General features: G+C 74.4%; 12 protein-coding genes. 4 read left to right on the plus strand and 8 right to left on the minus strand.

What is annotated here, in order from left to right:
- Positions 1–371: 371 nt before the first annotated feature.
- Together AB0442_RS14025 and AB0442_RS14030 are read left to right on the plus strand one after the other, a co-directional pair.
- Entirely contained in the window at positions 372–1,526 is a 1,155-nt protein-coding gene (locus AB0442_RS14025; RefSeq protein WP_366162851.1) for a hypothetical protein, read from the plus strand.
- Between the two features lie 103 nt (positions 1,527–1,629).
- Complete coding sequence (locus AB0442_RS14030) at positions 1,630–2,766, plus strand: hypothetical protein (RefSeq protein WP_366162852.1); 1,137 nt, start codon at positions 1,630–1,632, stop codon at positions 2,764–2,766.
- Between the two features lie 70 nt (positions 2,767–2,836).
- Here AB0442_RS14030 and hflX read toward each other — a convergent pair whose 3' ends face one another.
- From hflX to miaA, 5 genes are all read right to left on the minus strand, one after another.
- Complete coding sequence (gene hflX / locus AB0442_RS14035) at positions 2,837–4,339, minus strand: GTPase HflX (protein ID WP_366162854.1); 1,503 nt, start codon at positions 4,337–4,339, stop codon at positions 2,837–2,839.
- Positions 4,340–4,431: 92 nt separating this feature from the next.
- Positions 4,432–6,822: an HD domain-containing protein gene (locus tag AB0442_RS14040; protein WP_366162855.1), complete on the minus strand. Its 2,391-nt coding sequence runs from the start codon at positions 6,820–6,822 to the stop codon at positions 4,432–4,434.
- 321 nt (positions 6,823–7,143) lie between these two features.
- On the minus strand, positions 7,144–8,046 hold the full coding sequence (gene dapF / locus AB0442_RS14045; RefSeq protein ID WP_366162856.1) for a diaminopimelate epimerase: 903 nt from the start codon (positions 8,044–8,046) through the stop codon (positions 7,144–7,146).
- A 17-nt stretch (positions 8,047–8,063) separates the two neighbouring features.
- Positions 8,064–8,534 (minus strand): hypothetical protein, encoded by a 471-nt coding sequence (locus tag AB0442_RS14050; RefSeq protein WP_363542346.1) that lies wholly within the window; start codon positions 8,532–8,534, stop codon positions 8,064–8,066.
- A 319-nt stretch (positions 8,535–8,853) separates the two neighbouring features.
- Complete coding sequence (miaA, locus tag AB0442_RS14055; RefSeq protein WP_366162858.1) at positions 8,854–9,786, minus strand: tRNA (adenosine(37)-N6)-dimethylallyltransferase MiaA; 933 nt, start codon at positions 9,784–9,786, stop codon at positions 8,854–8,856.
- Between the two features lie 165 nt (positions 9,787–9,951).
- On the opposite strand from miaA, the gene AB0442_RS14060 reads away from it, so the two are divergent.
- Entirely contained in the window at positions 9,952–10,182 is a 231-nt protein-coding gene (locus AB0442_RS14060; RefSeq protein WP_366162860.1) for an antitoxin, read from the plus strand.
- Positions 10,183–10,227: 45 nt separating this feature from the next.
- Here the strand turns inward: AB0442_RS14060 and AB0442_RS14065 are convergent, their stop codons facing one another.
- Entirely contained in the window at positions 10,228–10,926 is a 699-nt protein-coding gene (locus AB0442_RS14065; protein WP_366162861.1) for a hypothetical protein, read from the minus strand.
- Between the two features lie 152 nt (positions 10,927–11,078).
- The gene (gene miaB / locus AB0442_RS14070; RefSeq protein ID WP_366162886.1) at positions 11,079–12,569 is read right to left on the minus strand and encodes a tRNA (N6-isopentenyl adenosine(37)-C2)-methylthiotransferase MiaB; all 1,491 of its coding nucleotides are present in this window, start codon (positions 12,567–12,569) and stop codon (positions 11,079–11,081) included.
- A gap of 72 nt (positions 12,570–12,641) precedes the next feature.
- Here miaB and AB0442_RS14075 point away from each other — a divergent pair, with 72 nt between their 5' ends.
- Positions 12,642–13,670, plus strand: coding sequence for a TAXI family TRAP transporter solute-binding subunit (locus AB0442_RS14075; RefSeq protein ID WP_366162862.1), 1,029 nt, complete (start codon positions 12,642–12,644; stop codon positions 13,668–13,670).
- A 44-nt stretch (positions 13,671–13,714) separates the two neighbouring features.
- Here AB0442_RS14075 and AB0442_RS14080 read toward each other — a convergent pair whose 3' ends face one another.
- Positions 13,715–15,145, minus strand: a complete 1,431-nt coding sequence (locus AB0442_RS14080) for a HAMP domain-containing sensor histidine kinase (protein ID WP_366162864.1) — start codon at positions 15,143–15,145, stop codon at positions 13,715–13,717.
- Positions 15,146–15,151 lie beyond the last annotated feature (6 nt).

A 15,151-nucleotide genomic window follows, 5' to 3' on the forward strand; every position in this document is an offset into this window, starting at 1 on the left:
CTCGGGGGGCAGCTGGTCCGGGCGGTGCGGCGGGGGTCGGGGCTCCGGTGAGGGCGGTGCTCAAGGCTGCTCCTTGGGTGCGCGCCGTCGGCCGGCGCGGGGTCGAACGGGTGCGGCGGGGGACGGCACCCGGAAGGCGACAGGTAAGGGTTACCTTCCTGGGGCACCCGACCACAAAAGCTCCTCACTCGTTGTGGTGAAACGGAGCCGTTTGCTCACCCGTGGGGGTGGTGTGTGCTGACGGTGCGTCCGGGTCACGGTTCGGTGACCTCTTGTCAACCGGCGTGCACCCCAGCGACGTCGGCCGTGCCGGTGATGGCAGACTTCACCGGCGGCGATTCGGCCGCAGCGACGTCAGGGGGGACGTAGCCATGGCACACATCGGACGGGCGGGGCCGCTCGCGGCACTCGCCGCGGCACTGCTGCTCACCGTCGCGGCCTGCACTCCGGAGGGCGGGGGCACGCCGGAGCCGTCGGGCAGCGCCGCATCGGCACGGGCGGGCCGGCTGAAGCTGCCGACCGACCTGCCCTCGGGGCTGCTGGCCGGGCTGCCGCGGAGCTGGGACGAGCTGCGCCACTGGACGTACGCGGACTGGGACAGGTGGGCGTCCGCGCACGTCTTCCGCAACCCGGTGGTGCGGGACCTGTGGAATCCGGACCGGATGGACGCCGCCGCCCCGCAGCAGCCGGCACCGCCCACGGTGCCGCCCACCGCGCCGCCGCCCGGGGACGGGAGCGCCGAGCCCGATCCGACACCGGTCCCGGCCGTCCCGGTGGAGCGCCCGTACACCCGATACCCGGCCTCCGGGAAGGTGTTCAGCAACGCGCCGGGCGGCGGCATCGGCCAGTGCTCGGCGACGGTGGTCGCCGATCCGTCGCACCCGGGGAAGTCCAACCTGGTCTGGACGGCCGCGCACTGCGTCCACCAGGGCAAGGACGGCGACTGGTTCAAGAACATCATCTTCGTGCCGGCCTACAACAGTTCGGGCGCGGCGAGCGGCGGCCGCAGGGCTCCGCTCGCCGAGGTGGCGCCGCTCGGCCAGTGGTGGGCCGACAAGGTGGTGACCTCGCCGCTGTGGCCGGCCGAGGGCGGGCACAGCGGGGACGCCGCCAACCAGTACGACTTCGCGGTGCTGCGGGTGCACGACCCGCAGGACCCCTCGAAGTCGCTGGAGGAGGCGATCGGCACCGCCGTGCCGGTGTGGTTCGACGCACCGCGCGAGCAGCTGCGGATCTCCGCCTGGGGCTATCCGGCGGTCAAGCCGTTCAACGGCCAGGAGCTGGACCGGTGCGACGGCGGCCGGCCCGCCCGGCTGTCCTTCGACGCGGCCCGCCCGGCGATGCTCACCATCGGCTGCACCATGACCGCCGGTGCCAGCGGCGGCGGCTGGTTCGCCCCGATGCCGGACGGCCGGACCGCCCTGGTCAGCAACACCTCGATCGGCACCGGCGCCCACACCACCCTGAGCGGCCCCTACCTGGAGAAGGTCGCCCAGCAGGCACTGGCCTGGATCTCCCAGAAGTAGACCCGCCCGACCGGCAGACACGCACCGACGCGGCCGGCGGCCCCGGGGCACTCCCCCGGTGCTGCCGACCGACGGAACATCGACACAGCAGACGGGGACAGACATGCCTTCCACCTTCCGCAGGACCGCAGCCGCCGCCGCGGCGGCCGCCGTGCTCACCCTCACCGCGACCGCCTGCGACCCGGAGGCCGGCGGCGGCGCCGACGCGGCCGCGCCGGCCTCGGCCTCGGGCGCCGCCAAGCCCGGTCTCGACCTGACCGAGGCGCTGAAGAACCTGAAGAACTGGACCACGGACGACTGGGCGAAGTGGGCCGGTGCGCACGGCTTCACCGCGGAGAAGCTCAAGGGCTTCTGGGACCGGGCCCGGATGGACAAGGCGCAGGGCATGGAGACGCAGGACGCCGCCCTGCAGTCCGAGAAGACCGCTCCGGAGAACGACCCGCAGCCGCCGGCGAAGATCCCCGCCAAGGCGCAGCCGCACCCGTACTCCCCCGCCTCCGCGGTGCTGGGCAAGATCTTCATGCAGGTGGACGCGCAGACCAGCGCGGTCTGCTCCGGCACGGTGATCAGCGACCCGGCGCACCCCGGCAAGTCCAACCTGGTGTGGACGGCCGCGCACTGCCTGCACGAGGGCAAGGGCGGCACCTGGTTCAAGAAGATGGCGTTCGTGCCCTCGTACAACCGCTCCGGCGCCGCGTCGAAGGGCCGCGAGGCGACCTTCGAGCAGGTCGCGCCGTACGGTGCCTGGACGGCCGACTACGCGGTGGTCTCCCCGCAGTGGGCGGAGGAGGGCGGCGAGCGCGGCGGCCCCGCCAGCCAGTACGACTTCGGCATCCTCCGGGTGCACAACGAGGACTCCTCCGACGGCCGTTCGCTGGAGGAGGCGGTCGGCAGCTCGGTGCCGGTGTGGTTCGACGCGCCGCGCGCCCAGATCGCCGGGGTCTCCGCGTACGGCTACCCGCAGGGGGCGCCCTTCGACGGCCGGGAGCTGGAGTTCTGCGACTCGCGGGTGAAGCCGGCTCGGCTCTCCTTCGACGCCGAGCGGCCGACGATGTACGTGATCGGCTGCACCATGACGGGGGGTTCCAGCGGCGGCGGCTGGTTCGTGCTGCGCAACGGCAAGCCGTCGCTGATCAGCAACAACTCGATCGGCCCGCGTCCGGCGGCCTGGATGGCCGGCCCGGCGCTCGGCGCACAGGCGAAGGCGATGTTCGACTACATGAGCACCCTGAAGCGGTGACCTGGGAACGGCGCGGGCCCCGCACCCCTCGGTGGGGTGCGGGGCCCGCGCCGTTCGTGGTGCGCCGTCGTCAGGCCTGGGCCACCACGGCGAAGCGCTCCAGCTCGGCGGCCAGCACGGCCGCCACCTTGGCGTGCAGCAGGGTGCCGTCGCCGGTGTGCTCGGTGGAGATCAGCTCGCCCTCCGCGTGCACCCGGGAGACCAGGTCGCCGCGGGTGTACGGGACCAGCACCTGCACCTCGACGGCCGGGCGGGGCAGCTCGTCGTCGATGAGCTGCAGCAGCTCGTCGATGCCCTGGCCGCTGCGGGCCGACACCACGATGGCGTGCGGCTCGCGGCGCAGCAGGCGCTGCAGCACCGCCGGGTCGGCGGCGTCGGCCTTGTTGATCACCACGATCTCGGGCACGTCCTGTGCCTCGACCGAGACGATCACCTCGCGGACGGCGGCGAGCTGGGTCTCCGGCTCGGGGTGCGAGCCGTCGACCACGTGCAGGATGAGGTCGGCGTCGGCGACCTCCTCCATGGTGGAACGGAACGCCTCGACCAGGTGGTGCGGCAGGTGGCGGACGAAGCCGACGGTGTCGGCGAGCGTGTACAGCCGGCCGCTCGGGGTCTGGGCGCGCCGGACGGTCGGGTCCAGGGTGGCGAACAGGGCGTTCTCCACCAGGACGCCGGCCCCGGTCAGCCGGTTGAGCAGGGAGGACTTGCCGGCGTTGGTGTAGCCGGCGATGGCCACGGACGGCACCTGGTGGCGCTTGCGCTCCTGGCGCTTGGTGTCGCGGCCCTTCTTCATGTCGGCGATCTCCTTGCGGAGCTTCGCCATCTTCTCGCGGATCCGGCGCCGGTCGGTCTCGATCTTGGTCTCACCGGGACCACGGGTGGCCATGCCGCCGCCCGAGGAGCCGGAGCCACCGCCACCCATCTGCCGGGAGAGCGACTGACCCCAGCCGCGCAGGCGCGGCAGCATGTACTGCATCTGCGCCAGGGAGACCTGGGCCTTGCCCTCGCGGGACTTGGCGTGCTGGGCGAAGATGTCGAGGATCAGGGCCGTCCGGTCGACGACCTTCACCTTGACGACGTCCTCGAGGTGGATCAGCTGGCCGGGGGTGAGCTCACCGTCGCAGACGACGGTGTCGGCGCCGGTGGAGGCGACGATGTCGCGCAGCTCCTGCGCCTTGCCGGAGCCGATGTAGGTGGCCGCGTCGGGCTTGTCACGGCGCTGGATCACACCGTCCAGCACCTCGGAACCGGCCGTCTCGGCGAGCGCGGCCAGCTCGGCCAGCGAGTTCTCGGCCTCTTCGACCGTGCCGTCCGTCCACACGCCGACGAGCACCACGCGCTCCAGGCGGAGCTGGCGGTACTCGACTTCGGTGACGTCCTGGAGCTCGGTCGACAGGCCGGCCACGCGGCGCAGGGCCGCGCGCTCGGAGCGGTCGTACTGTTCCCCGTCGTAGTGGTCGAGGTCCTCGTCGATCGCCGCGAGGTCCTCGTCCATCAGGGCACCGGCCCTGATGTCGGCGAGCCGGCGGGCGGACTCGCGCGTCTGGGTGCGGCTGTCGAACGTGGAGGTCATCTCATCCTTTGCGGTGTCGGGAGGCCGGCGCAGACGGACTGCGTCGAGGAGTCTGCCCGGCTGCCGCCCCTTCTACCGTCGGGCGGGACGAGCTACCCCTGCGGACCGCCGGCGGCACCGGAGCTACTGCCTCCGGAGAACGCCGCGGACCGGCCGTGCATTCCCCACGATGGTCGCACGGCGCCGTCCGCCGGGTCACCCCCATTTCGCCCCGCGGCCACCTCGGCGGCACCGTCCGGCGGGTCGGCGGCGGGGCCGGCGGCGACGTCCTCGCGGGGCGCGCCGGCCCGGTAGACGTCGTACACGCCGGGGACGCGCAGCATCGCGCGCATCACCGCGGGCAGCGTCTCGGCGCCGGGCAGTTCGATCGTGTAGCTGTGCCGGACCCGCAGGTCGCGGGGGGCCTCGACGTCGGCGGAGAAGATGCCGACGCCCTCGCCGGAGATGGCGGCGGTGAGGTCGGCCAGCAGCCGCGGGCGGTTCAGCGCCTCGGCCTGCAGGGCGACCCGGTAGCCGTTCGGCGGTGCGGCGCCGGGGACCCAGGTCAGCCGGAGCGGACCGCGGCCGTCCTCGCGCATCCGCTCGCCGACCGGGCAGCCGGTGCGGTGGACGGCGACGGCGCCGCCGCGGATCGGGTAGCCGGTGACCGCGTCCGGGGGTACGGGGGTGCAGCAGCGGGCGAGTCGGACGGGTGTGTCGGGACGGCCGGCCACGGCGACCGGGGCGCGGCCGCGGGCGCCCGCCGGGGGGTGCGGCAGTGGTTGGGGCACCGGTCTGCCGTCGGCGGGGCCGGTCTCCACCTCCGGCGCGGCGGCCGGGCGACCGGCCAGCCAGCGTTCGACGGCGAGGCGGGCGGCGGGGGTGCGGACGTGCTCCAGCCAGTCGGCGGAGGGGCCCGGCGGTTCGCCGGTCGGGGCGGTCAGCACGGCCACCATGTCGCCGTCGCGCAGCACGGTGGAGAGGGTGGCGAGCCGGCCGTTGACCCGGGCGCCGATACATCGGTGGCCGGTCTCCTCGCCGAGCAGGTAGGCGGCGTCCACGCAGCTGGCGCCGACCGGCAGGTGGAGGGTGTCGCCCTCCTCGGTGACGACGGTGATCTCGCCGTCGTCGGCGAGGGTGTCCCGCAGCGTCGTCCAGAAGGCGTCCGGATCCGGCGTCTCCTGCTGCCAGGCGAGCAGCCGGCTGAGCCAGCCGGGTCTCGCGGGGTCGGTGCGGTCGAGTTCGTCGCCGCCGGCCGGGGCGCCGGACCCGGCCGGGGTGCCCGTCGCGGCCGGCGCCGCGGCGGCCGTCCGGTCGGCTGGCTGGTGCGGGTCGCCGAGCGCGACCACGCCGAACTCGGCCACCCGGTGCATCTGCCGGGTGCGGACCAGCACCTCGGCCACCTCGCCACCGGGCAGCTGCACCGCGGTGTGCAGCGACTGGTAGAGGTTGAACTTGGGGGCCGCCACGAAGTCCTTGAACTCACCGGGCAGCGGTGTCCAGCAGGTGTGGAGCTCGCCGAGGACGGCGTAGCAGTCCGCGTTCTCCTCGACGACGACCAGCAGCCGTCCGAAGTCCGCCGGCTGCAGGGCCTGCGGCCGGCCGTCCGGGCCGGCCGCGGCCGCCCGCTTGAGCATCACCCGGTGCACCGACACGCAGTGCCGGGGGCGGACGGTGACCTCGGCGGGCACCCCGGCCTCGGCGAGCTGGCGGGCGAGCGTCCCGGCGAAGGGCTGCAGCAGTTCGTCCGGCCGGGCCTCGTGCGCGGCGACCACGGCGCGCGTCCGGGCGTACTCCTCCGGGTGGAGGGTGGCGAAGACGATGTCCTCCAGCTCGGTCTTGAGCACCTGGATGCCGAGGCGCTCGGCGAGCGGGATGAGGACGTCCCGGGTGACCTTGGCGATCCGTACCCGGCTGGCGGGCTTCATGTGCCGGATGGTGCGCATGTTGTGCAGTCGGTCGGCGAGCTTGATGACCATCACCCGGACGTCGTCGCCGGTGGCGACGAGCATCTTGCGGAAGGTCTCCGCCTCGGCGGCGGCGCCGAAGTCCACCTTCTCCAACTTGGTGACGCCGTCGACCAGGTAGGCCACCTCGGGCCCGAAGTCGGCGGCCACCTGATCGAGCGTCACCTCGGTGTCCTCGACCGTGTCGTGCAGCAGCGAGGCGACCAACGTGGTGGTCTCGGCGCCGAGTTGGGCGAGGATCATGGTGACGGCGAGCGGGTGGGTGATGTACGGCTCGCCGCTCTTGCGGGTCTGGCCGCGGTGGCCCTCCTCGGCGAGCCGGTAGGCCCGTGCGAGCAGGGCGAGGTCGGCCTGCGGATGGTGGCGGCGGTGCGCCTGCACGATCGGCTCGATGGCGTCCGGAACGGGGGCGCGGCCGGTGGCCAGCAGGGCGGCGCGGCCCGCCCGGGTCAGCGCGCTGCGGCTCAGCCGGCCGAGCGGGCGCCTGGACGCGGCGCCGGGCTGAGCGGTCTCGATCGGTCCTGCTTCGATGGCCATCCGCACCTCCGGCAGCGATCACCGGAGCGGGCTCCCGACCCGGTGGTCCATGCTACCGAGGACAGCACGATCCGCGACGCAATGCTCCCGGTCCGTGACCAGGATCACCCGATCGGGCGGATTCGCCCACGACCGGAACGGGAAAACACCGCGCTCCGGCCGGAGCTGACGGACCGCCGGACACCTCCGCATGCGGACGGCCCCGCGGACGCCCGCCGGCGGCCCGCCGGTGTGGAGCCGACGGGCCGTCGGGCGGGGAGGGCGGAAGAAGGGCGGGTGGGTGGCGGGAGGAGCTGGTGGACCCCGGGCCGGGGCCGCGGATCAGGCCGGCAGGCCGGCCAGCCAGGCCGGGTCCAGGGTGCCGGAGGCGACGATCTCGGCGGGGCCGGTCATCTCCACCCGGCCGTCCGGGAACTCCTCGATCACCAGCCGGCCGCCGGGCAGGTCCACGGTGTAGCTGACGGCCTCGCCGGTGACGGCCGGATCGATCCCGTCGCGGCGCGCGGCGGCGACGGCCACCGCGCAGGCGCCGGTGCCGCAGGAGCGGGTCTCGCCGGAGCCGCGCTCGTGCACCCGCATCGCCACGTGCCGCGGGCCCCGGTCGACCACGAACTCCACGTTCACGCCGTCCGGGTAGACCCCCTCGGGGGCGGTGCGCGGCGCGGTGTACAGGTGCCCGGCGTCGTCCAGGCTGTCGACGAAGGCGACCGCGTGCGGGTTGCCCATGTTGACGTTGCGGGCGGGCCAGACCCTGTCGTCCACCGCGACCTCGATGCCGTCCGGGCCGGGGAGCCGCGCGCGGCCCATGTCGACGGTGACCTCGCCGGGCGTGCCGTCGGCGGCGGCCGCGGCGACCCGGACCCGCCGGACGCCGGCCCGGGTGGCGACCGCGAGCGCGCCGGGCTCCGCCAGGCCCGCCTGCACCAGGTAGTGGGCGAAGACCCGCACGCCGTTGCCGCACATCTCGGCGATCGAGCCGTCGGAGTTGCGGTAGTCCATGAACCACTCGGCCTCGCCGGCCAGGTGGGCGGCGGCCGGGTCGGCGGCGGAGCGCACCACCCGCAGCAGACCGTCGCCGCCGATGCCCGCGCGGCGGTCGCACAGCCGGGCGACCGCGGCGGGGCCGAGGTCGAGGCGGCCGTCCGGGTCGGGGACGATCACGAAGTCGTTCTGGGTGCCGTGGCCCTTGAGGAAGGGGAGGCCGGTTCCGGTGGGTGCGCTCACAGGGCCGATGGTACTGATCAGCCGCGCAGGTGGACGACCCGCCAGAGGGCCAGCGCCACGGCCGCGCCCGCGATCAGGGTGTAGGCCATGATCGCCCGCCAGCTCGCACGGGTGCCGCTGCCGCGCCGGGGCAGGCCCGGCCACTTGTAGCCGGCCCGCCGGGCGGCCATCGCGCCCCAGCCGCCGGAGGCCGCGGTGAGCAGCAGGCCGAGCATGCCGATCATCGAGGAGGCGGCGTCGCCGGAGAAGGCCAGCGGGAAGGCGAACATCAGGGAGCCGAAGGTGGCCATCAGCACGATCGGCAGCAGTTGCCACCAGCGCAGTCGGCGGCGCGGCCGGATCTCCCGCTCGTGCACGACGCCGGGGGCGGCGAGGTCCTCGATGGCGGGCAGTGCGATCGCGTAGGACGTGGGGACCACGAGCTCGGGCAGCACCTGCTCGGTGCCCTGCCTGAGCTCCTCGGTTTCGGGGCCGGTACCCGTCGACACGCGGCCTCCCCTGACGGATCGACACGAGTTCACGGACTCGTGAACGGAGGAGCCGGCCCGCGCAGACCGACCCCCGGTACTGACGATGATGGCATGTCCAAGGTTGCCGACAGGGCGTCGTACCGGGTCTCCGGGTGATCCGTGGCCATGACGTGATCCGGCTGTAACCGCCGGTTCGTCGTGCACCTGCCGTTGCGTGCGCAGCTGCACGAACGACATGGCCGGAAAGCGCCCCCGCGGCCTCCGGGGCCGCGCCGGGCGTCCTCGGGGGGCACTCCCGGAGGGTACTCCCCCGGGCGGGCCACGGACGGGCCGCGGGTCAGGCGCCGATCAGCTCCAGCGAGCGCGCCAGCAGCTCGACGGGGTCGGCGCCGGCCGGGCGGTCCAGCCAGTGGATGCGGTCGTCGCGGCGGAACCAGGACTCCTGGCGGCGGGCGAACCGCCGGGTGGCGCGGACGGTCTCGGCGCGGGCCTCGTCCTCGGTGCACTCGCCGGCGAAGAAGGCCAGCACCTGCTGGTAGCCCAGCGCCCGGGAGGCCGTCCGTCCCTCGCGCAGTCCGGCCTTCTCCAACTCCCGCACCTCGTCGAGGAGTCCGGCCTGCCACATGCGGTCGACCCGCAGCTCGATCCGCTCGTCCAGCTCGGGCCGGGGTACCCGGACGCCGATCTGCACGGTGTCGTAGACGGCGGTGTGGCCGGGCAGGTTGGCGGTGAACGGCCGTCCGGTGATCTCGATGACCTCCAGCGCCCGGACGATCCGTCGGCCGTTGCCGGTCAGGATCGCCTCGGCGGCCGCCGGGTCCAGCGCGGCGAGTCGGCGGTGCAGCACCCCGGGGCCGTTTTCGGCCAGCTCGGCCTCCAGTCGGGCGCGTACGGACGGATCGGTGCCGGGGAACTCCATCTCGTCCACGGCCGCCCGCACGTACAGGCCGGAGCCGCCGACGAGGACGGGGGTGCGGCCGGCCGCGAGCAGCCGGTCGATCTCGGCGCGGGCGAGGCGCTGGTACTCGGCGACGCTGGCCGCCTCGGTGACGTCCCAGATGTCCAGCAGGTGGTGCGGGACGCCGCCGCGCTCCTCCTCGGTGAGCTTGGCGGTGCCGATGTCCATGCCCCGGTAGAGCTGCATCGAGTCGGTGTTGACCACCTCGCCGCCGAGGGCCGTGGCGATCGCCACGGCGAGGTCCGACTTGCCGGCTGCGGTGGCGCCGACGACGGAGACGACGCGGGAGGGGACGGGGCTGGAGCTGCTCACCCGCCCAGTCTCCCAAACCCTGCGGCGGAGTTCGCACCCCCGTATCGTTTTGTCCGATTACACCCGGTTTGCCGGGGAGAACAACCGGGCACATCCGAGCGTTGGAGGAAATGGGACGCCGGCCCGCCGGGTCCGGCCCTCCCCCACCGGACGAGGAGACCAGCCATGGGACTGAAGGACAGCCTCAAGGTCAAGGCCGACGAGCTCAAGGTCAAGGCGAGCGAACTCACCGGCCGGCACGAGGAGAAGATCGACGACGTCGTCGACAAGACCGGCCAGGCGGTCGACAAGGCGACCAAGCACAAGTACCACGAGAAGATCGAACACGGCACGGCCAAGGCGAAGCACATGGTCAACGACTTCGCGACCAAGCCGGACGCGGGCAAGACCCCCTGACCGCGGCGCCCCGCCGGGCGGAACCCGCGCGGCCGGGGCCGGGGCTCAGCGCCAGGAGGCCACGAGGTAGCCCACGCCGTACGGGGCCTCGTCGTGGAGCAGCCGGCCGCCCAGGCCCGCGCCCTCCGCGGCGCCGGCCAGCACCTGCCAGGGTGCCCGCCCGTCGGCCTGCAGCTCGGCCGAGAGCTGCGGGTCGAGGGCGGCCAGCGCGGCGGTGTCGGCCGCGGCCAGCGCGGCGGCGGCCGCCGCGTCGTAGGCCTCGGAGCGTTCGTCCCAGTAGCCCGGGGCCTTCACCGAGCGGCAGGCGCTGCCGCCGCCCAGCACCAGCAGGCCGACCCGGTCCGCGAGGTCGGCCAGGCCCTTGCCGAGGCCGGCCAGGCGGTCCGGGGCGGTGTCGGGGCGGACGGCGCAGGCGTGCGCGGGCAGCGCGGCGCCGGCCTCGGCGAGCAGCCAGGCGCCGACGGTCAGCGAGGGCGCGAGCTCGGGGCCGGACACGCCGGCGGCGGGCAGCCGCACCGCGAGGTCCACCCCGTAGCGGCGGAACGACCCGGCCCCGCCCTCCGTCCAGACCTGCGCCTTCGGGCCCGTCCCGACCAGGACGATCAGCTCGGCCCCGGAGTCGAGCAGCTCCCCCACGGCCTCCGCGCAGGCGGCCCGCAGCCCGTCGAGCTCGGGCGCGGCACCGGCCGCCACCTCCGGGACGATCAACGGCGGACAGGGGCACACGGCGGCGGCAACCAGCATGCCGATCACTCTAGTCGGCACGGGCCCGCCGGAGACCCGCGGCGAACCCGAGGGGGGATGCGGGCACCTCCCGGCCGAAGGGCGGGGGGGAACCTCGCGCGGCGGAAGGCACGGACCGTGCCTTCCGCCGCACGCGGGTCCCGACGGGAACGTCAGTCGCAGCCGCACCCCGGCCCCGCCGGGGCCGCGGCCGGCACCGGGGCGCCGATCGTCGGGAGGCCGAGCATCACGCCGGCCGGCTTGGCGGCCGGGGCGGCCTGCCGCTTCTCCCAGGCGTCGCCGGCCCGGGTGCGCCGGACGCCGATCGGGGCGCCCTCCGCGAGGAGGTGGTGCGGGGCGGCGTAGGTGATCTCGACGGTCACCACGTCGCCGGGCCGGACGCCCTCCGCGGGCCGGGTGAAGTGCACCAGCCGGTTGTCGGGGGCGCGGCCGGAGAGCCGGTCCGTCCGGTCGTCCTTCTTGCCCTCGCCCTCGGCGACGAGGATCTCCAGCCGGCGGCCGACCTGCTTCTTGTTCTCCTCCCAGGAGATCTCCTCCTGGAGGGCGATCAGGCGGTCGTAGCGCTCCTGGACGACCGCCTTCGGGATCTGGCCGTCCATCTCGGCGGCCGGGGTACCGGGCCGCTTGGAGTACTGGAAGGTGAAGGCGTTGGTGAAGCGGGCCTCGCGGACGACGTGCAGGGTCTGCTCGAAGTCCTCGTCGGTCTCGCCGGGGAAGCCGACGATGATGTCGGTGGAGATCGCCGCGTCCGGCATGGCCTCGCGGACCTTGCGGATGATCTCCAGGTAGCGCGCCTGCCGGTAGGAGCGCCGCATCGCCTTGAGCACGGTGTCCGAGCCGGACTGCAGCGGCATGTGCAGCTGGTGCATCACGTTCGGCGTCTGGGCCATGGCGGCGATCACGTCGTCGGTGAAGTCGCGCGGGTGCGGCGAGGTGAAGCGGACCCGCTCCAGGCCCTCGATGTCGCCGCAGGCGCGCAGCAGCTTGGAGAAGGCCTCGCGGTCGCCCAGGTCGGAGCCGTAGGAGTTGACGTTCTGGCCGAGCAGGGTGACCTCGACGACGCCCTCGGCGACCAGCGCCTCGACCTCGGCGAGGATGTCGCCGGGCCGGCGGTCCTCCTCCTTGCCGCGCAGCGCCGGGACGATGCAGAAGGTGCAGGTGTTGTTGCAGCCGACCGAGATGGCGACCCAGGCCGCGTAGGCGGACTCGCGGCGGGTCGGCAGGGTGGAGGGGAAGGTCTCCAGCGACTCGAGGATCTCGACCTGCGCCCGCTCCTCGACCCGGGCCCGCTCCAGCAGGGCGGGGAGGTGGCCGATGTTGTGGGTGCCGAAGACGACGTCGACCCAGGGCGCCCTGCGGACGATGGTGTCGCGGTCCTTCTGGGCGAGGCAGCCGCCGACGGCGATCTGCATGCCCTCGTGCTGCTGCTTGACGGGGGCCAGCCGGCCCAGGTTGCCGTACAGCTTGTTGTCGGCGTTCTCGCGGACCGCGCAGGTGTTGAAGACCACCAGGTCCGGATCGGCGTCCTGGGCGGCCTTCGCGTAGCCCGCCTCCTCCAGCAGGCCGGACAGCCGCTCGGAGTCGTGGACGTTCATCTGGCAGCCGTACGTGACGACCTTGTAAGTTCGCAAGCTCTCCTCCATACCCACGCCTGCAAGGGTACGGGCAGTGGGACGGCCCTCCCGCCGGACCGTCCGGCCTGGCAGTATCCCTGCATGGCCCAGTCCTCGATACCCGCCCGGTTCGGTGCCGCCGTGCGCCGCACCGCCCGCCGCCGGCCGGTGCCGATCGGCCTGGTGCTGCTGCTGGTGGCGGGCGCCCTCACCGGGTGGTGGCTGTCCTCCAACGCCTCGCCCGGCTACCCGAAGGGCGAGATCGGCTTCTCGACCGGCGTGCAGCGCGGCGTGTACGACCGCTACGGGCAGCTGCTGCAGGGCTACGTCTCCACGGCGATGCCCGGGGTGCGGATGCGCCTGGACAACTCCCAGGGGTCGGTGGACAACCTGGAGCGGGTGGCCGCGGGCCGGGACGACTTCGCGATCTCGACGGCGGACGCGGTGGCGGGCTTCAACAGCCCGTCCAAGTGGCACCTGCGGGCGATCGCCCGGCTCTACGACGACTACCTGCAGCTGGTGGTGCCCGCCGACTCCAAGGTGCGGCGGACGGCCGACCTGCGGGGGCTGCGGGTCGGGGTGGGCCAGGAGAAGTCCGGCGTGAACCTCGTCACCCGCAAGCTGCTGGCCGCGGCCGGCCTGGACATCGACAAGGACGTCCGGCCGGCGCTGCTGGGCGTCGGCGACGCGGCGGACCAGCTGCGGGACGGCCGGATCGACGCGTTCTTCTGGTCCGGCGGCCTGCCGACCACCGCGCTCACCGACCTGTCGGAGCGCTACCGGATCCGGATCGTGCCGCTGGCCGACCTCGCCGAGGCGCTGCACCAGCAGGAGGGCGGCGGCGGCACCGACGCGTACCGGGCCGCGACCATCCCCAAGGACGCCTACCCGAAGGCCGAGCCGGCCGGCACCGCCGTGCCGACGGTCGCGGTGCCGAACCTGCTGGTCACCCGCGACGACGTGGACCCGGACCTGGTGCAGGGGGTGACCCGGGCGGTGATCGACAGCCGGGACACCATCGGCTCCCAGGTGCACGCCGCGCAGCTGGTGGACCTGCGCACCGCCGTCTACACCGACCCGCTGCCCCTGCACGAGGGCGCCCGGCGGTACTACACCTCGATCAAGCCCTGAGGGACCGCAGGACCCCGGGCCCGGCCGCCGCCGGGCCCGGGGCCTCAGTCGCGGCGGCGCGGCACCGACAGCACCACGGTCAGCCCGCCGGGCTCGGCCGGGGCGAAGTCCAGCGAGCCGCCGCCCGCGAGCAGCAGGGTGCGGGCGATGGACAGGCCCAGCCCGGAGCCGTCCACGTTCTGGTGGCGGGGGCTGCGCCAGAAGCGGTCGCCGATCCGGCCGAGCTCCTCCTCGGTGAGCCCGGGGCCGGAGTCGGTCACCGCCACGCTGACCTCGCGCTTGCGCAGCACCGTGTCGACGGCCACCCGGCGCCCCGAGGGGGTGAACTTCAGGGCGTTGTCCAGCACCGCGTCCAGCGCGCTGCCGAAACCGATCGGGTCGGCCAGCCCGTACGCGACCGGGGGGCCGTCCCAGGCCAGGTCGATGCCGCGCTGGTCGGCGACCGGGCGCCAGGCGTCGACCCGGGCGAGGACCAGCGCGGTGAGGTCCACCGGCTCGGGCTCGGGCCGGGCGTGCTCGGCGGTGGCCAGGCCCAGCAGGTCGTCCAGCACCCGGGCCAACCGGATGCCCTCCTCGCGGACGGCGCCGACCTCCCCCTGGTGCCGCTCGGGCAGCTCCAGGCCGAGCAGCTCCACCCGCAGCAGCAGGGCCGCCAGCGGGTTGCGCAGCTGGTGCGAGGCGTCGGCGACGAAGGCCCGCTGCTGGTCGATGGCGAGCACCACGTGGTCGGCCATGTCGTTGAAGGAGCGGGCGAGGCGGCGCAGCTCCGGCGGGCCGCCGCTGGCGGCGACCCGTGCGTTGAGCCGGCCGGTGGCGATGTCGTGGGTGGCCCGGTCGAGGGTGCGGACGGGCCGCAGCACCCAGCCGGTCAGCCGGAGGGCGAGCAGCACGGCGACGATCATGGCGAGCGCCTCGCCGGCGCCGATCCACAGCCAGCTGTGCAGCACCCGGGCACGCATCGGGCCGGTCGGCGACTCGGTGATCACCACGGCGACCACGTCCCCGTCGCGGACCACCGGCAGGGCGACGGTGATGGTGCGGTCCGGGGTCCACGGCCAGACCTGCGGCGGGTTGTGGCTGCGCCGCCCGTCCAGCGCCTCCTGGAAGGCCTGCGCGCCGGGACCCTCCTCGGGCACCGTCCAGCCGACCGGGGCGACGGCGACGGAGCTGCCGTCCCGCTGGAAGATGCCGACCCGGGTGCCGTACAGGTCGTGGTAGCGGGAGGCCTCCAGGGCGAGCATGCGCAGCCGTGTGGTGTCCCCGGCGTCGGGCTCGGTGCCGCCCTTGACGGCGGTGTCGGAGCCCGCCCGGCCCTGGGTCGGCAGGTCCTGGGCGAAGCGGGCGGCGTCGTCGATCCGGTCGACCACCACCCGGCTCTGCTCGGCCGCGGCGACGGCGGCGGCCAGCGGCAGCCCGAGGGCCGCCAGCACGCAGGCCATCAGGGAGAGCAGGATGCCGAGCAGGCGGTTCTGCACGTCGGG

This window comes from Kitasatospora sp. NPDC085895 (assembly GCF_040702125.1).
Lineage (GTDB): Bacteria > Actinomycetota > Actinomycetes > Streptomycetales > Streptomycetaceae > Kitasatospora > Kitasatospora arboriphila.

Coding starts and splice junctions, on each gene's coding strand:
- AB0442_RS14025 (WP_366162851.1), top strand. CDS start 372: ATGGCACACATCGGACGGGCGGGGCCGCTCGCGGCACTCGCCGCGGCA.
- AB0442_RS14030 (WP_366162852.1), top strand. CDS start 1,630: ATGCCTTCCACCTTCCGCAGGACCGCAGCCGCCGCCGCGGCGGCCGCC.
- hflX (WP_366162854.1), bottom strand. CDS start 4,339: ATGACCTCCACGTTCGACAGCCGCACCCAGACGCGCGAGTCCGCCCGC.
- AB0442_RS14040 (WP_366162855.1), bottom strand. CDS start 6,822: ATGGCCATCGAAGCAGGACCGATCGAGACCGCTCAGCCCGGCGCCGCG.
- AB0442_RS14060 (WP_366162860.1), top strand. CDS start 9,952: ATGGGACTGAAGGACAGCCTCAAGGTCAAGGCCGACGAGCTCAAGGTC.
- AB0442_RS14065 (WP_366162861.1), bottom strand. CDS start 10,926: ATGCTGGTTGCCGCCGCCGTGTGCCCCTGTCCGCCGTTGATCGTCCCG.
- miaB (WP_366162886.1), bottom strand. CDS start 12,569: ATGGAGGAGAGCTTGCGAACTTACAAGGTCGTCACGTACGGCTGCCAG.
- AB0442_RS14075 (WP_366162862.1), top strand. CDS start 12,642: ATGGCCCAGTCCTCGATACCCGCCCGGTTCGGTGCCGCCGTGCGCCGC.